Consider the following 20462-nt stretch of genomic DNA (forward strand, 5'->3'; position numbering starts at 1 on the left):
TCATTTCCCCCCAGGATGAGATCAGTACGTGACAGGCAGCTTTTCGAGAGACCGGATGGAGTACCCGGGCCGCAGCCTGAGTTCTTCCGCCGGTACCGCCAGCCGGAGGTTCGGAAGGCGGTGCAGCACGGCCTCCAGAGCCGCCGTGATCTCCATCCGGGCGAGTTCGGCCCCGGAGCAGAAGTGCGGCCCCTGCCCGAGGGCGACGTGGCGGTTGGGCGACCGGTCCAGCTGGAAGACCTCGGGGTCCTCGAATTTCTCCGGATCGCGGTTGGCCGCACTGAGCGACAGGAACACGGCGGATCCGGCCGGAATGGTCGTCCCGCCGACCTCGACGTCCTCGGCGGCGAACCGCCGCGCGGCGGTGTGGCTGGCGCCGTGCAGGCGAAGGAACTCCTCCACGGCCGACGGCATCAGCTCCGGCTGCTCGCGTAGCCGCCGCGCCAGATCCGGCTCCTCCAGCAGCCGCACGACGGCCGAGCCGATGACGCCGGCGGTGGGGTCGTAACCGCCGAGCAGGACCATGAAGCCGAGGCCCAGCAGCTCGTCGGTCTCCAGCGGCTCCTCCTGCCCCTGAAAACCCCGGATCCAGTCGTTCCAGATGTCGTCGCTCGGTTCCTTCCGCTTGAGCTCGACCAGCCGGGAGAGGCAGTGCAGCATGCTGATGCCGCCCTTGCGCAGCGCCTCCTGGTCCACGCCCACGAGCGCGTCGGCCCAACGGCGGAAGTCCGCCTGCTCCTTGGCCGAGACGTCCAACATCTCCGCGATGATCGTGATGGGCAGCGGCATGGCGAGGCTGGCCATCAGGTCCGTCTCGCCGCTGTCCCCGAGCGCGGTGATGAGCTCGTCGGTGACCGCCTCGACACGGGGGCGCAGGGGCCGCACCCGCTTCGGCGCGAACGCCAGGTTCATGTACCGGCGCAGCCGCGTGTGCACGGGCGGGTCCTCGCGGACCAGCGACCGTGAGAACTCGACGGGCAGCGGGAAGCGGTAGTAGTCGCCCTTGGCGTGCCGCACGTGGCGCACCAGCCGCTGGTCTCCCAGCAGTCGGTGCACATCGGTGTAGCGGGTGACCAGCCAGGCGTCGTAGCCCTCGGGTGTCTTGATCCGGTGGACCGGGCCCTCGGTGTGCAGACGACGGTACGTCGCGTACGGGTCCGCGAAGTAGGCGGCGTCGAAGGGGGTTCTCACCCCGCTGAACGGGCAGCGGGGCGCCTGCGGAGCATCCGGTGTCGTCGTCACGCTCAGAACCTGACCGGCAGCTCGTACGGAACCCGGATCAGGTACGACGGGCGCCAGACGACCTTGTCCTCGGGTACGGCCAGCGACATGTTCGGGAAGCGGCGGACCAGTTCCCCCAGCGCGATGCGCAGCTCGTGGCGGGCGAGCTCCTTGCCCGGGCAGTGGTGCGGGCCCCGGCCGAAGCCGAGCTGCCAGTTCTGTTCGCGCTCGAAGTCCAGCTTGTCGGGGTCGGCGAAACGCATCGGGCAGCGGTTGGCCGCGCCGAGCGAGATCAGCACGCAGTCGCCGGCGCGGATGGTCTCGCCACCGACCTCCACGTCCTCGGCCGCGAACCGCCGGATGCCGCTGTGCGTCGAGCCGTCCCAGCGCATCAGCTCCTCGACCGCGTCCGGGATGATCTCCGGGTTGTCGCGCATCGCGGCGGCCTTCTCCGGGTACTTGAGCAGCGCGAGCACGGAGGCGCCGATCTGACCGACCGTCGTGTCGTAGCCGCCGAGCAGCAGGAAGAAGGTCATGCCGATCATTTCCTGATCGGTCAGCGGCTGGCCCTCGTCGTCCTTGACCGAGACCCAGTACGAGATCAGGTCGTCGGCCGGTTCGCGGCGCTTGAGGTCGATGAGCCCCTGCACGTAGACGAGCAGCTGCTCGGCGGCCTGCCGGGCGCGCTGGGGCGCGCCGCCGAGGAGCTCGTCGCTCCAGTAGCGGAACTCCCCCCGCTGGTCGTCAGGCACACCGAGGATGCCGGTGGTCATCGCGATCGGGAGCGGCGCGGCCAGGCCGTCCATGATGTCGCCGCCGCCGTTGGCCTCCATGGCGTCGAGCAGCTCCTTGGTGACCTGCTCGATCCGGGGCACCATCGCCGCGACGCGCTTCGGGGTGAAGGCGAAGTTCATGAAGCGGCGCAGGCGGGTGTGGATCTGCCCGTCCTCCATGTGCAGGTTCCCGGAGCGGACGATCTCGGGCAGGATCTCGCTCTGGTAGTCGGGACCGGCGTGCCGGCGGTTACGGACCAGGCGGCGGTCCTTGAGCGCCTCGCTGGCCTCCTCGTAGCCGGTGATGAGCCAGACGTCATTGCCGTCCGACAGGGACACCCGGTGCAGGGGCGCGCCCGTCTTGTGCAACTCGGCGTAGGTCGGATACGGGTCCTTGAAGAACGCCTCATCGAACGGGTTCGGATGTTCGGGGGCCGGCGGCACTGTGGTCATGACGACTCCTTCTCGGTCGTGAGGTGCGAGAACAGGCTGGTCAGGCGGAGATGCCCTCGTAGAACGGGAGGTGGTCGTGCACGGTGACGCGGTACGAGACGGCGGGCTCCGGCGTCGCCGTGTGCAACGCACGGTGCACGAGGCTGCGGTTGTCCCAGAGCAGCAGGTCTCCCTTGTCGAAGGTCTGGAGGTGGAGGTTCTCGTGCTCGCACGCCGGGTCCAGTTGGCCCACGGCCTCCAGCGCGTCCCGCAGGACCGAGTCGTCGAGCCGGTTGCCGTCGGCGTCCTGGAGTTCGGCGGTGAATCCCTCGCTGATGTAGAGGATCTGCTCGCCGGTCCCCGGATGCTTGAAGACCGCCGGATGCGGCGACGCCGGCGTCTTGGCCTCGATCTCGTCGAGGATCTCGGATATCGGGCGGTACACGTCGGTCGGACGGATCTTGAAGTACCGGCGCACGCTCTGCACCGCCACCGCGTCGGCGAGAATGGACTTCAGCTCGTCAGAGAGCTTCTCGTAGGCCTTCCCCATGTCGATGAAGTAGGTTCCGCGGTTCTTCTTCGGTATGACCTGGGGATAGATCAGCGTGAGCCCGAAGGGATTCGGCATGAACATATAGTCGGCATGCCAGAACTTGCCCGTCTTCGGGACCCCGATCTGCTTGTCTCCGTCGCTCACGTTGGAGGAGACGAATACTTCCTTCACGTCGGGGTGCTGGTACATCGGCTCGTAGTAGACCTCGGGCGTACCGAGCCTCCGGCCGAGTTCGAGGAATTGCTCGGGCGAGAGGTCCTGGTTCTTGAGCACCAGGATCTTGTCGCGGTAGGTCCGGGCCTTGAGTTCCTCGAAGTCCTCGTCCGAAGCAGTGGCCAGGTCGAAGTCCTCGACCACTGCCCCCATCTTCTCACCGGCCTGTCGAGTGATTTTCAATTCATTCTCCCCGTTGGCTGAAAACGAACATTCATCGGCAAGCTCATGCCCGCGACAACGCTAACCCGCAACACTAAAGACCTACTTAACGGGGACTTTTCGCCATGGCCGTCACCTCAACCGGTGGGGAGCATTTCGCTTCGCGGGCTGCCGGTGGACAGATCGCGGACCCGACGGCCGCATCGGGCAGAATGCGGGATTCCACGACTCCGGTCCTGGTGGGGGCCTGCGAAGACGGGTCGGTGCCGGCGGGAGCGAGCATCGGCAGGCGGACGGGTCCCACGCGTCGGCCCCGGTCTCCGGACGTCTCGCGCCAGGACGCAGCCGGTCGGCAGCCGCCTTCTAACCAGTCGGTAACCAGTCGTCCAGGGGCTTTTCGGCCCCGTTCCAGGGGCGGGCACATCGGATCACGGGCTGGACGCCCGGCCGGCCGATGCCCTCAGGGGCCTCCGGGCGAACAGATGCGTCGAGATCGGCGGCCACTCGTCGGCCGAGATCCGCCACGGCGTCCGGCCCCGCCTCGACGACCTGGCCTTCCGCCGACCGCCGTACAGGTCGGTGCCGGTCGGTCCGACGGGCGTGGGCACATCCGCCGTCGGGCGTCCGCCGGCTCGGCGTGCAGGCCGGCTCCCTCGCCCTCCACGGCGGCCGGACCCTGCGCCGACCACTGCCGCCGCAAGAGCGAGCCACTGGGCACCCGCGCCCCAGAGCTACATCACCGAGCCAAAAGGACGGGACTGATGAGTGAGACTGCCCACACTCAAAAGGTCATCGAGGACCGGCGACCACGACGACCGACCGCCCTCGGCTCGTCGGCCGCCGGGCGGTCATGCAGGTAAGCAGCATCACACCGCACCCGGTCCGAACGGGCATAGCGAAACGGGCTCATCGTGATCACGATGAGCCCGTTTCGACGGTGCGCGAGGGGGGAGTTGAACCCCCACGCCCTTGCGGGCACTGGAACCTGAATCCAGCGCGTCTGCCTATTCCGCCACCCGCGCATTGGGTGTGTCCTCCGGCTCCGTCCCTTCTTTTCGGGCCCGGCGCCTTCCGACATGCAGAACATTAGCACGCCTCCCAGGGTGGATTCACATCGCTTTCCCCGGGCAGGGACCCGGCGGGCCGACCCGGCCGGACGGCGCCGCTCCGGCCGGCCCGGGGACTCCCCGCCCCGCTCCGACGCGCCGGACGCCCGGAGGCCGCCGTTCCGTATCAGCCCGTGTCCGTTCACGTATCAACCTCGTACCGGTCGGGCCCGTCTCCCCTGGAGCGGGCCGGGACCACAGCCGGGTGCGGGACACTGGTCTGCGGCCGCCCGTACGATCCTGGGCAGAAGTACGGCAGGGAAGTACGGCACGGCGGTGCTCGGAGGAGTTCGGCGACGGGCTCCGCGGGGAACGTCGCAAGACAGCTCCCGCACCCCCGGTGCGGGAGACGTCGACAACCGTCGACGGGGCCGACAGGGGGAACCAGCCGATTCACCGGCGCGTGGATACGATCAGTAAGCAGTACCAGGTAAGCAGTACGCAGCAGCACGACGGCACGAACCGCAACACCGGCAAGAACCACAGCGACGGCCACCACGGAGGAGGTGCCCCATGGGAGTCCTGAAGAAGTTCGAGCAGCGTCTCGAAGGTCTGGTCAACGGCACCTTCGCCAAGGTCTTCAAGTCCGAGGTCCAGCCCGTGGAGATCGCGGGTGCGCTGCAGCGCGAGTGCGACAACAACGCGACCATCTGGAACCGCGAGCGCACCGTCGTGCCCAACGACTTCATCGTGGAGCTGAGCGCGCCCGACTACGAGCGCCTCAGCCCCTACTCGGGCCAGCTCGGCGACGAGCTCGCCGGCATGGTGCGCGACTACGCCAAGCAGCAGCGTTACACCTTCATGGGCCCGATCAAGGTCCATCTGGAGAAGGCCGACGACCTGGACACCGGCCTGTACCGGGTGCGCAGCCGCACCCTGGCCTCCTCCAGCAGCCAGCAGGCGCCCCAGGGCCCGCCGCCGGCCCAGCCCGCCGCGCCGCCCGCCCGCCCGGCCACCCCCGGCGGCTACGGCTACCCGCCCGCCGCCGCGCCCCCCATGCCGGCCGCGCCGCCGCCCGCCGCCGCCCGCCCCGGCGGGTACGGCTACCCGCAGCCCCCGCAGGCCGGCGGCCGCACCCGCTACTGGATCGAGATCAACGGCACCCGCCATCAGATCTCCCGCCCGACGCTGGTGCTGGGCCGCAGCACCGACGCCGACGTGCGGATCGACGACCCCGGCGTCTCCCGCCGGCACTGTGAGATCCGGACCGGAACGCCCTCGACGATCGCGGATCTCGGGTCCACCAACGGCATCGTGGTGGACGGGCAGCACACCACCCGCGCTACGCTCCGCGACGGCTCGCGGATCGTCGTGGGCAGCACCACCGTTATCTATAGGCAAGCCGAAGGGTGAACCGGGGGCAATGTCAGAGCTGACCCTCACGGTCATGCGGCTGGGTTTCCTGGCCGTACTGTGGCTGTTCGTGATCGTGGCCGTGCAGGTCATCCGCAGCGACCTGTTCGGTACGCGCGTCACCCAGCGGGGGTCCCGCCGGGAGGCCGCACGGCCCCAGCAGACCGCACGGCAGACCGCACGGCAGACCGCGCAGCCACCGCAGCAGCGCGGCCAGCAGGGCGGCGGCCGGCAGCGCCGCAACGCCCCCACCAAGCTCGTGGTGACCGAAGGCACCCTCACCGGCACCACCGTCGCGCTGCAGGGCCAGACCATCACCCTGGGCCGCGCGCACGACTCCACCATCGTGCTGGACGACGACTACGCCTCCAGCCGCCATGCCAGGATCTACCCGGACCGCGACGGCCAGTGGATCGTCGAGGACCTCGGATCCACCAACGGCACCTACCTGGACCGGTCGAGGCTGACGACCCCCACGCCGATCCCGCTGGGCGCGCCGATCCGCATCGGCAAGACCGTCATCGAGCTGCGGAAGTAGTGCTACGTCATGAATGAGCGCGAGCGGAGCGAGCACGCAGCGGCGGCCGGCACCCGGGGCCCCGGCGCGCTCCCGACCGGAGGGTGGGCAGTGTGGCTCGACACGATCGGCTGTACCCCGAGCCGACGGGCGAGGTGCGCATGAGTCTGTCACTGCGCTTCGCCGCCGGATCGCACAAGGGCATGATCCGCGAGGGCAACGAGGACTCCGGCTACGCCGGGCCCCGGCTGCTCGCGATCGCCGACGGCATGGGCGGCCAGGCCGCCGGCGAGGTCGCCTCCTCCGAGGTGATCTCCACCATCGTCGCCCTCGACGACGACGTCCCCGGCTCCGACATCCTCACCTCGCTCGGCACCGCCGTGCAGCGCGCCAACGACCAGCTGCGCGCCATGGTCGAGGAGGACCCCCAGCTGGAGGGCATGGGCACCACGCTCACCGCCCTGCTGTGGACCGGCCAGCGACTCGGTCTCGTGCACGTCGGCGACTCGCGCGCCTACCTGCTGCGCGACGGCGTGCTCACCCAGATCACGCAGGACCACACCTGGGTGCAGCGCCTGGTCGACGAGGGACGCATCACCGAGGAGGAGGCCAGCACCCATCCGCAGCGCGCCCTCCTGATGCGCGCCCTCGGCAGCAGCGAGCACGTCGAGCCCGACCTGTCCGTGCGCGAGGTCCGCGCCGGCGACCGCTACCTGATCTGCTCCGACGGCCTCAGCGGCGTCGTCTCCCACCAGACGATGGAGGAGACCCTCGCCAGCTACCAGGGCCCGCAGGAGACCGTGCAGGAGCTGATCCAGCTCGCGCTGCGCGGCGGCGGCCCCGACAACATCACGGTGATCATCGCCGACGTCCTCGACCTGGACACCGGCGACACCCTCGCCGGGCAGCTCTCCGACACCCCGGTCGTGGTGGGCGCGGTCGCCGAGAACCAGAACCACCTGCACGACAACGGCATCATGCAGACCCCGGCCGGCCGCGCCTCCGGCCTCGGCCGCCAGGTGCCCGGCCAGGGCGGCGGCGAGTTCGGCCCGCCCGGCTCCGGCGACACCACCGGCTACGTCCCCACCGGCGGCTTCGCCGGCTACGGCGACGACGACTTCGTCAAGCCGCGCAAGGGCCGGCGCTGGCTGAAGGTGTCCCTCTACAGCGTGCTCGCCCTCGCCGTCATCGGCGGCGGACTCTACGGCGGCTACCGCTGGACGCAGACGCAGTACTACGTCGGCGCCCACGACGACCACGTCGCCCTCTACCGCGGCATCAGCCAGGACCTCGCCTGGGTGAAGCTCTCCAAGGTGCAGACGGAGCACCCGGAGATCAGACTCACGGACCTGCCGGCCTACCAGCAGAAGCAGGTCGAGGCGACGATCCCCGAGGGCAGCCTTCAGGAGGCCCGCAAGAAGATCGACGATCTGTCCGTGCAGGCCTCCGCGTGCCGCAAGGAGGCCGAGCGCCAGGCCGCCAAGACCCCGAGCGGCGCCAAGCCGGGACCGGGCAAGGCGAGCAGCACCACGGGAACCACCCGCACCGCCTTCACGTCCAAGGCGACACCGGCGCCGAACCCGTCGACGTCGAAGTCCCCGTCGTCCCCGTCTCCGTCCACGTCCGCGACCGCGTCCACACCCAGCCCCGGCCCCACTCTCTCGGAGGAAGAGCAGAAGGTCGTCTCGGCGTGCGGTAAGCAGTAGGCAAGCCGTGAGAGGCCCTGTCACACGATGAGCAGTACTTCCAACTCGCCGACGCACCACACGTCCACGATCGGCGCCATCGGCGCGCCGAGCCGGCGCAACACCGAGCTCGCGCTGCTGGTCTTCGCCGTCGTCATCCCGGTGTTCGCCTATGCCAACGTGGGCCTCGCCATCGACGACCACGTGCCCTCGGGCCTGCTGAGCTACGGACTCGGGCTCGGCCTGCTGGCCGGCGTCGCACACCTGGCCGTACGCAAGTTCGCGCCGTACGCGGACCCCCTGCTGCTGCCGCTGGCCACGCTGCTCAACGGGCTCGGGCTGGTGTGCATCTGGCGGCTGGACCAGTCGAAGCTGCTCCAGTCACTGCCCAACTACTTCCAGGCGGCGCCCCGGCAGCTGCTGTACACCGCGCTGGGCATCGCCCTGTTCGTCGTCGTGCTGATCTTCCTCAAGGACCACCGCGTCCTGCAGCGCTACACGTACATCTCCATGTTCTCCGCGCTGATCCTGCTGATCCTGCCGCTGGTCCCGGGTCTCGGGGCCAACATCTACGGCGCCAAGATCTGGATCAACATCCCGGGCCTCGGCTCACTGCAGCCCGGCGAGTTCGCCAAGATCGCCCTGGCGGTCTTCTTCGCCGGCTACCTCATGGTGAAGCGGGACGCGCTCGCCCTGGCCAGCCGCCGCTTCATGGGCCTCTACCTGCCCCGCGGCCGCGACCTCGGTCCGATCCTGGTCGTCTGGGTGCTCTCGATCCTCATCCTGGTCTTCGAGACGGACCTCGGCACCTCGCTGCTGTTCTTCGGCATGTTCGTGATCATGCTGTACGTGGCCACCGAGCGGACCAGCTGGATCGTCTTCGGTCTGCTGATGTCCGCGGCCGGCGCCGTCGGCGTCGGCTCCATCGAGCCGCACGTCCACCAGCGCGTCCAGGCCTGGCTCGACCCGCTCCACGAGTACAAGCTCAGCCAGCAGGGCGTCCTCGGCCACTCCGAGCAGTCGATGCAGGCGCTGTGGGCCTTCGGCTCCGGCGGCACCCTCGGCAGCGGCTGGGGCCAGGGCCACTCCGACCTGATCCGGTTCGCCGCCAACTCCGACTTCATCCTCGCCACCTTCGGCGAGGAGCTGGGCCTGGCCGGTGTCATGGCCATCCTGCTGGTCTACGCCCTGATCGCGGAGCGCGGCGTGCGCACCGCGCTGGCCGCCCGCGACCCGTTCGGCAAGCTGCTCGCCGTCGGCCTGTCCGGCGCCTTCGCGCTCCAGGTCTTCGTGGTGTCCGGCGGTGTCATGGGTCTCATCCCGCTGACCGGCATGACGATGCCGTTCATGGCCTACGGTGGTTCGTCGGTGCTGGCCAACTGGGCGCTCATCGGCATCCTGATCCGGATCAGTGACACAGCCAGACGCCCCGCGCCCGCCCCCGCCGCCGACCCAGACGCCGAGATGACCCAGGTGGTCCGCCCGTGAACAAGCCCCTGCGCCGGATCGCGATCTTCTGTGGACTACTGGTCCTCACGCTGCTCATCCGCGACAACTGGCTCCAGTACGCCAAGGCCGACAGCCTGAAGAACGACGAGCTCAACCGCCGCGTCACCATCGCCCGCTACTCGGTGCCGCGCGGCGACATCATCGTCGGCGGCTCCCCGATCACCGGGTCGGTGGAGACCAAGAGCAACGGTCTCAACGACCTGAAGTACAAGCGGACGTACAAGAACGGCCCCATGTGGGCGCCCGTCACCGGCTACGCCTCGCAGGCCTTCGGCGCCACCCAGCTGGAGAACATCGACGACGGCATCCTCACCGGCAACGACGACCGGCTCTTCTTCCGCAACACCCTGGACATGATCACGGGCAAGCCGAAGCAGGGCGGCAACGTCGTCACCACGCTCAACGCGGCCGCGCAGAAGGCGGCGTACGAGGGCCTGGAGGGTCACGGCAAGGGGGCCGTCGTCGCCCTGGAGCCGTCCACCGGCAAGATCCTCGCGCTGGCCTCCTACCCCTCCTACGACCCCTCGTCGTTCGCCGGCGCCTCCAACAAGGACGGCGAGGCGCGGAACAAGCTGCTGAAGGAGAACGACCCCAGCGACCCGACGCTCAACCGGGCGCTGCGCGAGACCTATCCGCCGGGCTCCACCTTCAAGGTGGTCACCGCGGCCGCGGCCCTGGAGAACGGCCTGTACGCCAACGCCGAGGAGCACACCGACTCGCCGGACCCGTGGATCATGCCGGGCACCACCACCCCGCTGCCCAACGAGGGCAACATCCCCTGCAAGAACGCCAGCATGCGCGAGGCGCTGCGGTGGTCCTGCAACACCGTGTTCGGCAAGATCGGCGCCACCCTCGGCAACGACAAGATGCGCGCCGAGGCAGAGAAGTTCGGCTTCAACAGCGAGCAGTTCACCCCGGTCCGCTCCAACGCCTCGGTCTTCTCCAAGGGCATGGACGCCTCGCAGGTCGCGCAGTCCTCGATCGGCCAGTTCAACACCGCCGCGACCCCGCTGCAGATGGCCATGGTCGCCTCGGCGGTCGCCAACGACGGCAAGCTGATGAAGCCGTACATGGTGGACAAGCTCCAGTCGCCGAACCTCGACACGCTGGAGCAGACCCAGCCCGAGGAGATGAGCCGGCCGCTGTCCTCGAAGAACGCCCAGATCCTGCAGTCCATGATGGAGACCGTCGTCAAGGACGGCACGGGCAAGAGCGCGCAGATGGGCGACGGGATCACCGTGGGCGGCAAGACCGGTACCGCGCAGCACGGCGTCAACAACGCCGGCAAGCCGTACGCCTGGTTCATCTCCTACGCCAAGACCAGCGACGGCAGCGCGCCGGTGGCGGTCGCGGTGGTCGTCGAGGACGAGAACGCCAACCGCGACGACATCTCCGGCGGCGGCCTCGCGGCCCCCATCGCCAAGAACGTCATGAAGGCGGTCATCAACTCCAAGAAGTGACCCCCGTCACGCCCCCTTCACATCGGTGCACGTTGCGATACCGGTCCTGTATCGGGTGACGGGCTTGGCCGGGCCACACAGAGCGAGCCGGGTACGGTAGGCCCGGACGGCAGCTCCGGACGCGCGCACCCGCGCCGACCGGGACCGACGGAGAGGGCTGGTAGGGAACTATGGAAGAGCCGCGTCGCCTCGGCGGCCGGTACGAGCTGGGCCACGTGCTCGGCCGTGGTGGCATGGCGGAGGTGTACCTCGCGCACGACACCCGCCTGGGCCGCACCGTGGCGGTGAAGACGCTGCGCGCCGACCTGGCGCGTGACCCTTCCTTCCAGGCCCGGTTCCGCCGGGAGGCCCAGTCGGCCGCCTCGCTCAACCATCCCGCGATCGTCGCGGTCTACGACACGGGCGAGGACTACATCGACGGGGTCTCGATCCCGTACATCGTGATGGAGTACGTCGACGGCTCCACGCTCCGTGAGCTGCTCCACAGCGGCCGCAAGCTGCTGCCCGAGCGGGCCATGGAGATGACCATCGGCATCCTCCAGGGCCTGGAGTACGCCCACCGCAGCGGCATCGTCCACCGCGACATCAAGCCGGCCAACGTCATGCTGACGCGCAACGGCCAGGTCAAGGTCATGGACTTCGGCATCGCCCGCGCGATGGGTGACTCCGGCATGACGATGACGCAGACGGCCGCCGTCATCGGCACCGCCCAGTACCTCTCGCCCGAGCAGGCCAAGGGCGAGCAGGTGGACGCCCGCTCGGACCTGTATTCGACGGGTTGCCTGCTCTACGAGCTGCTGACCGTCCGCCCGCCGTTCGTGGGCGACTCCCCGGTCGCGGTGGCGTACCAGCACGTCCGCGAGGAGCCCCAGGCGCCGAGCGTCTTCGACCCCGAGATCACGCCCGAGATGGACGCGATCGTGCTGCGGGCGCTGGTCAAGGACCCCGACTACCGCTACCAGTCGGCCGACGAGATGCGCGCCGACATCGAGGCGTGCCTCGACGGCCAGCCCGTCGCCGCCACGGCCGCCATGGGCGCGGTGGGCTACGGCGGGTACCCCGACGACCAGGCGACGACGGCGCTGCGCGCCGAGCCGGGGGCCGCCGCCACCACGATGCTGCCGCCGATGAACCCGGACGACGGCGGCTACGGCTACGACGACCGCCCCGACCGGCGCGGCCGGCAGAAGAAGTCGAACACCTCGACGATCCTCCTGGTCGTCGCGGGTCTCCTGGTCCTCGTCGGCGCCATCCTGATCGGCAAGTACGCCTTCAGCAGCCACAACTCGACCAGCGACACCTTCAAGGCGCCCAACTTCGTCGGCCAGACCTACGCCGACGCCCAGCGCACCGCCGACAACGTCGAACTGAAGCTGGCCGACCCCACCCGCAAGTCCTGCGAGGACCAGCCCAAGGGCAGCGTCTGCTCACAGGACCCGAAGGCCGGCGCCGACGTCAAGAAGGGCGACACGATCAACCTGGTCGTCTCCGCCGGCGCCCCCAAGGTCGAGGTGCCGAGCGTGGAGGGCCTGTCCTTCGCCGACGCGGAGAAGCAGCTGAAGGACAAGGGCTTCCAGGTCGAGCAGCAGGGCCAGGAGTCCAGCCAGACGCCGGACACGGTGCTGTCGCAGGACCCCAAGGCCGGCGCGACCCGGGAGAAGGGCGCCACGGTCACCCTCACGGTGGCCAAGGAGACGGCGAAGGTGACCGTCCCCGACCTGACGGGCAAGACACCGGACGAAGCCAAGGCGCTCCTGGAGGAGAAGGGCCTGGTGCTGGGCAACCAGACCCAGGAGGAGTCCACCGCACAGCCCGAGGGCAAGATCTTCAAGCAGAGCTTCAGCCCGGGCACGGACATCGACCGCGGCAGCACGGTCGACGTGTCGATCGCCAAGGCGCCGCAGGACCAGCCGTTCGCGATGCCCAAGGTGACCCAGATGACGGTCGCCCAGGCCAAGCAGGTGCTCGCCCAGGCGGGTCTCCAGCTCGACCAGGTCAGGGGCGGGGGCGACGACAACGCCGTGGTGGTCACCAGCAATCCGCAGGAAGGCCAGCAGGTCAAGAAGGGCGACAAGGTCACCCTCTTCGCCTTCGGCGCCGGTGGCCAGCAGGGCGGTGGCCAGCAGGGCGGCAACAACGGCGGCAACAACGGCGGCAACAACGGCGGCGGCATCTTCGGCTGACGCCCGCCCCGCCCGGCGACCGCCCGGAGTGACGAACGGAGCCCCGGCGCCCTCTTCGAGAGGGCGCCGGGGCTCCGTCGTACCCGTCGGCGGACGAGCGTCGACCGCTCAGCGCAGCTCCTTCGGCGGGGTGCGCCTGGCGTCCACCTCGTCCACGCGGACCAGTTCGCCCCAGACGACGTAGCGGTAGCGGGAGGTGTAGACCGGGGTGCAGGTGGTCAGCGTGATGTAGTGGCCGGGCTTGGTGACGCCCGACTCCTTCGGCACCTGGGAGATGACCTTGACGTCGAACTTCGAGGTCTCGGGCAGGATGTCGTAGACCTTGTAGACGTACCACTTGTCGCGCGTCTCGAAGACGATCGGGTCGCCCTTCTCGATCTTGTCGATGTTGTGGAACTTCGCTCCGTGCCCGTCCCGGTGCGCGGCGAGGGAGAAGTTGCCCTCCTCGCCGGTCATCGGCAGCGTCGCCTTGACCGGGTCGGTGTAGTAGCCGGCCACGCCGTCGTTGAGGACGTCCGTCGAGGCGCCCTTCTTCACCAGGACCTCGCCGTTGTCCATGGCGGGCACGTGCAGGAAGCCGATGCCGTCCCTGGTGTCCAGCGCGCCGGGACCGGCGGGCGCGGAGTGGGCCCACCGGTCGCGGACCTTGTCGCCCTGCCGGTCGGCCTTGCGGTCCGCTATGACGTTCGTCCACCACAGGGAGTACACGACGAACAGGCCGAGGACCAGGCCCGCCGTGATGAGGAGTTCACCGAGGACGCTGACCGCGAGGGCCAGCCGGCCGGGGCGGCGGCGTACCGCGGGCCGGTCGTCGGTGTGCTCTGCCGTGTCGTCCGTGGTCGCTGCCACTGTCGCATCTGCCCTTTAACTGACGAGCGCATCCGGCTTGCCCTTGCTGCGCGGCCGTTCCTCGACCATCTTGCCCCAGACGATCAGCCGGTACTTGCTGGTGAACTCCGGCGTGCAGGTGGTGAGCGTGATGTAGCGGCCGGGACCGGTGAAGCCCGACTGCCTGGGGACGGGGTCCAGGACGCTGGTGTTGGCCGGCGACGTCACCGGCAGCATGCTCGTCGTCTTGTAGACGAAGTACGTGTCCTGCGTCTCGACGACGATCGGATCGCCCGGCCGGAGCCTGTTGATGTAGCGGAACGGCTCGCCGTGGGTGTTGCGGTGGCCCGCGAGCCCGAAGTTCCCCGTCTTCGCCTCGGGCATCGCCGTGTTCAGGTCGCCCGGTCCGTAGTGACCGACCATGCCCTTGTCCAGGACCCTCGTCTTGCTGGTGCCCTCGGCGATCGGCACCACGACGTCCAGTTTCGGGATGTGCAGGATGGCGAAGCCCTGCCCCGGCTCGAACGTCCCCGGGCTGCGCTTGCCGCTCGCCCAGTCGTCCTGCAGCTGGTGCGTCTCGTGGCCCGCCTGCGCGTGCGCGCGGATGTTCGTCCACCACAGCTGGTAGGTGACGAACAGCAGCATCACCACGCCCGTGGTGATGAACAGCTCGCCGACGAACCTGCTGATGACGACCCCGGCGCCGGGCCGGCGCGCCCGCGCCAGCCGACGGGCCTCTACCCGCGACAGCGGCGCGGCGGTCCCGTCCGGCCCCGGGGGACGGGAGGAACCCGCGGGCGCCCCGGGCGGTGCGGCCGCCTCCGTGGCCCCGGCCGTGCCGCCATGACGGCCACGACGGCGTCTGGCGGCCTTTCTGCGGGCCGCCCGCCCCTCATGGGTCGATCCGGTGGCGGTGGCGCCGGAAGGGGCTCCTGAGGCCACTGGGGGCGGATCGGGGATCCGCAACGCCACCGTCTCGTCGTCGACGGGCGGCGCCTGCCGCGGCGAGGGGTCCGGCGAGGGCCGGGACGGGCCCCACCGGGCGTGCGGATGTCCCGCGTACGGCGCCGCCGAGCCGCGCGTGTCGTACGGCGCCGCCGAGCCGCGCGTGTCGTACGGCGCCGGGGAGTACGGCCCACCGGCGGCGTCGTACGCCTCCGGGCCGTCCCGGCCGGCGCCGGAGGCGCGCTCGGGGCGCAGCGCGGTCACGCCGTGGCCCTGCCCACCACCGGGGCGAGCCCCGCCGACCTCGCCACGGCCTGCTGGTCGCCGCACTCCACCAGCCAGTTGGCCAGCATCCGGTGCCCGTGCTCGGTCAGCACCGACTCGGGATGGAACTGCACGCCCTCGACGGGGAGTTCCCGGTGGCGCAGGCCCATGATGATGCCGTCGTGGGTGCGGGCGGTGACCTCCAGCTCGGCCGGGACGGTGGCGGGCTCGGCGGCCAGCGAGTGGTAGCGGGTCGCCGTGAAGGGGGAGGGCAGCCCGGCGAAGACGCCCTTGCCCTCGTGCTCGACCGGCGAGGTCTTGCCGTGCAGCAGCTCGGGCGCGCGGTCCACCACGCCCCCGTACGCCACCTGCATCGACTGCATGCCCAGGCAGACGCCGAAGACCGGGACGCCGGTGGCGGCGCAGTGCCGGACCATGTCCACGCACACGCCGGCCTGCTCGGGCGTGCCCGGCCCCGGCGAGAGCAGCACGCCGTCGAAGCCGTCCTGCGCATGCGCGGTCGACACCTCGTCGTTGCGCAGCACCTCGCACTCGGCGCCCAGCTGGTACAGGTACTGGACCAGGTTGAAGACGAAGCTGTCGTAGTTGTCGACGACGAGAATCCGCGCACTCACTGGTTGTCCACCGTCACATCGTTGAAGGGAAGCAGCGGCTCGGCCCAGGGGAAGACGTACTGGAACAGGACGTAGACCACGGCCAGGACCAGCACCAGTGAGACCAGCGCCTTCGCCCACGCGTTCCCCGGCAGATGCCGCCAGATCCAGCCGTACATGCCGTCCCTTCCGTCTCGCCACGGCACCGGATTCACGCCGTACCGGACCAGACTAGCGGCGCGGAGCCGACTGTTCCCCGGCCTGTGGAAAACGGCTACGCCACCGGCTCGGCGTAGTGCAGGTCGACGGTGCCCGAGTACCCGGGCAGGGTGACCGTGCCGTTCTCGGCGACCTTCCAGCCGAGGCCGTAGACGTTGACGTAGACCATGTAGTTCTGGATCGCCGGGGAGGCGGCGAGCGCCTTCTGGAGGCGGTCCGGGTCGCCGACGGCCGTGATCTTGTAGGGCGGCGAGTAGACGCGGCCCTGGAGGATCAGGGTGTTGCCCACGCAGCGCACGGCGCTGGTGGAGATCAGCCGCTGGTCCATGACCTTGATGCCCTGGGCGCCGCCGTTCCACAGCGCGTTGACCACGGCCTGGAGGTCCTGCTGGTGGATGACGAGGTAGTCGGGCTGCGGCTCGGGATAGCCGGGCAGCTTGGCGGTGGCGTCCGGCGGGGCGTCGTTGAGGGTGACCGTGACGGCCTCGCCCTTGACGGGCCGCGTCCCGGCGGCCTTCTCCAGGCCGGTCAGCTTCCGGTCCTGCGCGCCCGTGCTGCCGTCGTCGCTCTCGGCCAGGGACTCGACGTCCTCGCGCAGGGCGGCGTTGGACTCGTCGAGCTCCTTGTTTTTGCGGCTGCGCTCCTGGACCAGGTCGGACAGCTTCAGCAGGGAGGTGTCCGTGCGGATGTTCGTGCCCTTGGCCGTGTCGAAGCTGGTGAAGAAGATCAGCCCGGCCAGGGCGAAGACGGCCGCGGTGAGGATCCGCACCGGCTTCACGCGACGCGTGCGGGCCGGGCCCGGGTCCGTGCCGGTGCCCGCCTGCGGGAGGTCGGCGGAATTGCTCAACGTACCCTTATCTCCTTAGGCGCCGCGGAAGCACTACGCTAACGGACGCCCGGGGGAGTGCTTCGTCTCCCCTTGTAGTCCCCTCGCAGTCCCCTTGTACGCTGCCCCGGAGCCAGTCCAGTTCCCTGCGCGGCCACGCAGCGCATCGACAGGAGAGACCCTCGTGCCGAAGTCACGTATCCGCAAGAAGGCCGACTACACGCCGCCGCCCGCGAAGCAGGCCGCGGTCATCAAGCTGGAGAGCCGCGGCTGGGTGGCGCCGGTCATGCTGGCGATGTTCGTCATCGGCCTGGCCTGGATCGTCGTCTTCTACGTGACCGACGGCTCGCTGCCCATCGACGCGCTGGACAACTGGAACATCGTGGTCGGTTTCGGCTTCATCGCCGCCGGGTTCGGCGTATCCACGCAGTGGAAGTAGCGGCTCCCGCCGCGCGGTGACGGCAGCTCTGCCCACGGCTATCCGCTGAGTTATCCACAGGTCGCTCGAATTTCCACACGAAGCCTGGGGAAAACTCCGACGATCTGTGGATAACCAGTCCGCCGTTGACGCCGGTACGACTGTCATTCCGCGCTTCGAAAACTTGTTCACCCCCTGCCTGACCTGCACTGACTCAGGTCACCGGCAGGGGGTTCACCTGTTCCCGCACACTGTGCACAGGATCCGGCACGGACTGTGGACAAAAGTGCGCACCGACCGGTCGCCGACCGGTCTCAGCCGAGTTGGCCGGTTCTGATCACCGACATGACGACCACCGCCACCAGCACCAGCGCACAGGTGCCGTACTGGACCAGGGACCGCCGCTCGCGCGGGGCGTGCACCATCGCGTAACCCACGACCACGCCGGCCACCAGGCCGCCGATGTGGGCCTGCCAGGCGATGCTGCCCCAGCCGAAGGTGATGATCAGGTTGATCACCAGCAGGGCGATGACGGGCCGCATGTCGTAGCGGAGCCGGCGCATCAGCACGGCGGTCGCGCCGAACAGGCCGAAGATCGCACCAGAGGCGCCGAGCGAGGGCTGGTTCGGGGCGGCGAGCAAATAGGTGAGGGCGCTGCCGGCCAGTCCGGAGACGAAGTAGAGCGCCAGATAGCGGGCGCGGCCGAGCGCCGCCTCCAGCGGGCCGCCGATCCACCACAGGCTGAGCATGTTGAACAGGATGTGGAAGTAGTTGGCGTGCAGGAACATCCCGGTGATCAGCCGGTACCACTGGCCCTGCGCGATGCCCTCGACCGAGCCCGAGTACGGGACGATGGCCTGGCCGAGGACGCTGAACCGGTCGGTGAAGGCGTCGCCCACCGACTGCTGGACCAGGAAGAGGGCCAGGTTGAGGCCGATCAGCACCTTGGTGACCAGCCGCGGGTCCCTCGCCACGGCGCCGCCGGCCAGGGTGCGCGGCCGGGAGGCGGCGGGCGAGGCGCCCGTGCCCTGCCCGCCGCGCGCGCACCCCGGGCACTGGAACCCGACGGAGGCGTCCACCATGCACTCGGGGCAGATCGGCCGCTCGCAGCGGGTGCAGCGGACGCCGGTCTCGCGGTCCGGGTGGCGGTAGCAGGTGGGCAGGCCCTGGGCGCCGTGCGACGCCGGGTCCGCCGGGCCGCGGCCGGCCGGGCCGTGGTCCGCCGGGCCCTGCGGGCTGCCTGGTGCCTGGTCCATGGGATCCCCTCGAGTCGTCGTGGGCGCCGCGCGGTGCGGCGGCGCCCGCCGCGGGCAACGCGCCGCCCCGCTCATCCTTACGGACGAGCGGGGCGTTTGGTTCCCTGGCGCCGTCCTCGCGGGGTACGGCGCGTCGGCGCTCAGACCTTCTTGACCTCGGGCAGGTCGCCCTTGACGACGACCGACTCGATGACGACGTCCTGGACCGGGCGGTCGGTGCGCGGGTTGGTCTGCGTGGCCGCGATGGCGTCCACGACCTTCTGGCCGGCCGCGTCGGCGACCTCGCCGAAGATGGTGTGCTTGCGGGTCAGCCACGCCGTCGGGGCGACGGTGATGAAGAACTGCGAGCCGTTGGTGCCCGGGCCGGCGTTGGCCATCGCCAGCAGGTACGGCTTGTCGAAGGCGAGGTCCGGGTGGAACTCGTCCTCGAACTTGTAGCCGGGACCACCGGTGCCGTTGCCCAGCGGGTCACCGCCCTGGATCATGAAACCGCTGATCACCCGGTGGAAGACCGTGCCGTCGTACAGCCGTGCCGTGGTCCGCTCGCCGGTGGCGGGGTTGACCCACTCACGCTCGCCGGTGGCGAGCTCAACGAAGTTGCGGACCGTCTTGGGGGCGTGGTTCGGCAGGAGCCGGACCTCGATGTCGCCGTGGTTGGTCTTCAGGGTGGCGTAGAGCTGCTCAGCCACGATCTGCCTTCCGTTGTCTTCCCTTAACCCTCCGATCCTCGCACGGCCGTCGCCGCGCGTCGCCCGACGCCCTCTTCCGGGCGAGCGTCCGCCCGAACCGGTTGCGCGGATCCGGGCGAGTCTCCTCGGGTCGGGAGCGCGACGCGACGATCCGTGGCATTGTCGACCGCGAGCTCCCGTTGCCCCGTATTCGTCCGCTATCGCCCCTCGACCTCGTTCGGGCCGTCTCCCGCCGCAGCGCCTCCCGCCGGACAGCCGGCCGGAGGGCCCGTCGGGGCCCGGACTCTCCCGCGTGACCCGGATGCCTGTGCGCACATGCCTCCGGGCCCGTTGACAGGCATGATCCGTAAAAGGGTGGAAAGTCGAATTACCGTACGCCACCGAGGAGGAGGAACCCGTGACCCGCATCGACAGCGTGCGCGCCGCGACCGGCTCGGCGAAGGACAGCGTGCTGCACGCCGCGGAAGTGGTGGCGCCCTACGCCGACACGGCCAAGGAGAGGGCCGCGCAGTACGCGCAAGAGGCCCGCGTACGGCTCGCGCCGAAAGTGTCCCTCGCCGCCGACCAGGCCCGCGTCCAGTACGGCGCCCATGTCGCACCCCGGCTGGAACAGGCTCGCGCCCATGTGCCCCCCAGGGTCGACCAGGCCGCCCAGGAGGCCGCCGTACGGACCCGCAAGGCGGCCCGGCAGGCAGCCGAGTACTCCAGGCCGAGGATCGAGCAGGCGATGGCCGCGGCCGGGCCGGTCGCGGACGAGGCCGCCGCGCGCGGTGCCGCCGCGCTGGTCGCGCTGCGCGGCCAGGTGCCGGCACGGAAGATCCAGAAGCTGGCCCGCAGGCAGTGCAGGCGTTCGCGGGCCGGCCGGGTCGTGAAGGTGTTCGCCGTGGCGGGCGTGCTCGCCGGTGGCGCGTTCGCCGCCTGGAAGTGGTGGGACAAGCAGGCCAACCCCGACTGGCTGGTGGAGCCGCCGGCCGCGACCGAGGTGCCCGAGCCGGGACGGCTGACCTCGGTGGACGGCAGCGGTGACGCGGTGCTGGACCCGGAGGTCGCGGCGAAGGAGGCCGAGGACGAGGCGGACCGCGACGAGCAGGGCTGACGCGGCGCCGGGCCGTCCGGCCGTGGGGGGGGGGGGGGGGGGCCGGCCGGGGCGCCCCCCCCCCCCCCCCCCCCCCCCCCCCCCCCCCCCCCCCCCCCCCCCCCCCCCCCCCCCCCGCGCGCCCCCCCCCCCCCCCCCCG

19 protein-coding genes and 1 tRNA gene are annotated in these 20462 nt (G+C 70.2%); 9 read left to right on the top strand and 11 right to left on the bottom strand.

Going from position 1 to position 20462, the window contains the following annotated elements; all coding sequences use genetic code 11:
* Nucleotides 1-21 precede the first annotated feature (21 nt).
* From ACH5A8_RS11020 to ACH5A8_RS11035, 4 genes are all read right to left on the bottom strand, one after another.
* Nucleotides 22-1242, bottom strand: coding sequence for a cytochrome P450 (locus ACH5A8_RS11020; protein ID WP_399000346.1), 1221 nt, complete (start codon nucleotides 1240-1242; stop codon nucleotides 22-24).
* Nucleotides 1243-1244: 2 nt separating this feature from the next.
* On the bottom strand, nucleotides 1245-2447 hold the full coding sequence (locus ACH5A8_RS11025; protein WP_399000348.1) for a cytochrome P450: 1203 nt from the start codon (nucleotides 2445-2447) through the stop codon (nucleotides 1245-1247).
* Nucleotides 2448-2487: 40 nt separating this feature from the next.
* Nucleotides 2488-3375, bottom strand: coding sequence for a TauD/TfdA dioxygenase family protein (locus ACH5A8_RS11030; RefSeq protein ID WP_399000349.1), 888 nt, complete (start codon nucleotides 3373-3375; stop codon nucleotides 2488-2490).
* A 917-nt stretch (nucleotides 3376-4292) separates the two neighbouring features.
* Nucleotides 4293-4376, bottom strand: a tRNA-Leu gene (locus ACH5A8_RS11035).
* 487 nt (nucleotides 4377-4863) lie between these two features.
* On the opposite strand from ACH5A8_RS11035, the gene ACH5A8_RS11040 reads away from it, so the two are divergent.
* The 7 genes from ACH5A8_RS11040 to pknB all read left to right on the top strand — a co-directional run bounded on the left by ACH5A8_RS11040 (nucleotide 4864) and on the right by pknB (nucleotide 13167).
* A complete protein-coding gene (locus ACH5A8_RS11040) occupies nucleotides 4864-4986 on the top strand; it encodes a hypothetical protein (RefSeq protein ID WP_399000351.1) in 123 nt (40 codons plus the stop codon).
* Entirely contained in the window at nucleotides 4974-5813 is an 840-nt protein-coding gene (locus ACH5A8_RS11045; RefSeq protein WP_399000353.1) for an FhaA domain-containing protein, read from the top strand. Before ACH5A8_RS11040 ends, ACH5A8_RS11045 begins: the two co-directional genes overlap by 13 nt.
* A 10-nt stretch (nucleotides 5814-5823) precedes the next feature.
* Nucleotides 5824-6351 (top strand): FHA domain-containing protein, encoded by a 528-nt coding sequence (locus ACH5A8_RS11050; RefSeq protein WP_399000355.1) that lies wholly within the window; start codon nucleotides 5824-5826, stop codon nucleotides 6349-6351.
* A gap of 140 nt (nucleotides 6352-6491) precedes the next feature.
* On the top strand, nucleotides 6492-8036 hold the full coding sequence (locus ACH5A8_RS11055) for a Stp1/IreP family PP2C-type Ser/Thr phosphatase (RefSeq protein ID WP_399000667.1): 1545 nt from the start codon (nucleotides 6492-6494) through the stop codon (nucleotides 8034-8036).
* A gap of 27 nt (nucleotides 8037-8063) precedes the next feature.
* The gene (locus ACH5A8_RS11060) at nucleotides 8064-9503 is read left to right on the top strand and encodes an FtsW/RodA/SpoVE family cell cycle protein (protein ID WP_399000357.1); all 1440 of its coding nucleotides are present in this window, start codon (nucleotides 8064-8066) and stop codon (nucleotides 9501-9503) included.
* Entirely contained in the window at nucleotides 9500-10984 is a 1485-nt protein-coding gene (locus tag ACH5A8_RS11065; RefSeq protein ID WP_399000360.1) for a peptidoglycan D,D-transpeptidase FtsI family protein, read from the top strand. Before ACH5A8_RS11060 ends, ACH5A8_RS11065 begins: the two co-directional genes overlap by 4 nt.
* Before the next feature lie 170 nt (nucleotides 10985-11154).
* A complete protein-coding gene (gene pknB / locus ACH5A8_RS11070) occupies nucleotides 11155-13167 on the top strand; it encodes a Stk1 family PASTA domain-containing Ser/Thr kinase (protein ID WP_399000361.1) in 2013 nt (670 codons plus the stop codon).
* Nucleotides 13168-13275: 108 nt separating this feature from the next.
* Here the strand turns inward: pknB and ACH5A8_RS11075 are convergent, their stop codons facing one another.
* The 5 genes from ACH5A8_RS11075 to ACH5A8_RS11095 form a co-directional block, all read right to left on the bottom strand.
* The gene (locus ACH5A8_RS11075; RefSeq protein ID WP_399000363.1) at nucleotides 13276-14016 is read right to left on the bottom strand and encodes a class E sortase; all 741 of its coding nucleotides are present in this window, start codon (nucleotides 14014-14016) and stop codon (nucleotides 13276-13278) included.
* Between the two features lie 15 nt (nucleotides 14017-14031).
* Nucleotides 14032-15204 (bottom strand): class E sortase, encoded by a 1173-nt coding sequence (locus ACH5A8_RS11080; RefSeq protein WP_399000365.1) that lies wholly within the window; start codon nucleotides 15202-15204, stop codon nucleotides 14032-14034.
* Nucleotides 15201-15839 carry an aminodeoxychorismate/anthranilate synthase component II gene (locus ACH5A8_RS11085; protein ID WP_190176304.1) on the bottom strand — a complete coding sequence of 213 codons (639 nt, stop codon included), beginning with the start codon at nucleotides 15837-15839 and terminating at the stop codon, nucleotides 15201-15203. The genes ACH5A8_RS11080 and ACH5A8_RS11085 overlap by 4 nt, the downstream gene beginning before the upstream one ends.
* A complete protein-coding gene (locus tag ACH5A8_RS11090; protein WP_019981283.1) occupies nucleotides 15836-15997 on the bottom strand; it encodes a hypothetical protein in 162 nt (53 codons plus the stop codon). The genes ACH5A8_RS11085 and ACH5A8_RS11090 overlap by 4 nt, the downstream gene beginning before the upstream one ends.
* Nucleotides 15998-16092: 95 nt before the next feature.
* Complete coding sequence (locus tag ACH5A8_RS11095; protein ID WP_396318757.1) at nucleotides 16093-16884, bottom strand: DUF881 domain-containing protein; 792 nt, start codon at nucleotides 16882-16884, stop codon at nucleotides 16093-16095.
* Between the two features lie 163 nt (nucleotides 16885-17047).
* Here ACH5A8_RS11095 and crgA point away from each other — a divergent pair, with 163 nt between their 5' ends.
* Nucleotides 17048-17302, top strand: coding sequence for a cell division protein CrgA (crgA, locus tag ACH5A8_RS11100; RefSeq protein WP_396318756.1), 255 nt, complete (start codon nucleotides 17048-17050; stop codon nucleotides 17300-17302).
* A 293-nt stretch (nucleotides 17303-17595) separates the two neighbouring features.
* Here the strand turns inward: crgA and ACH5A8_RS11105 are convergent, their stop codons facing one another.
* Nucleotides 17596-18537, bottom strand: coding sequence for a rhomboid family intramembrane serine protease (locus ACH5A8_RS11105; protein WP_399000369.1), 942 nt, complete (start codon nucleotides 18535-18537; stop codon nucleotides 17596-17598).
* 140 nt (nucleotides 18538-18677) lie between these two features.
* Nucleotides 18678-19226 carry a peptidylprolyl isomerase gene (locus ACH5A8_RS11110; protein ID WP_399000371.1) on the bottom strand — a complete coding sequence of 183 codons (549 nt, stop codon included), beginning with the start codon at nucleotides 19224-19226 and terminating at the stop codon, nucleotides 18678-18680.
* Nucleotides 19227-19623: 397 nt separating this feature from the next.
* Here ACH5A8_RS11110 and ACH5A8_RS11115 point away from each other — a divergent pair, with 397 nt between their 5' ends.
* A complete protein-coding gene (locus ACH5A8_RS11115) occupies nucleotides 19624-20322 on the top strand; it encodes a DUF5324 family protein (protein WP_399000373.1) in 699 nt (232 codons plus the stop codon).
* The last annotated feature ends 140 nt before the right edge of the window (nucleotides 20323-20462 follow it).

The organism is Streptomyces sp. NPDC018610, from assembly GCF_044391765.1.
GTDB lineage: Bacteria > Actinomycetota > Actinomycetes > Streptomycetales > Streptomycetaceae > Streptomyces.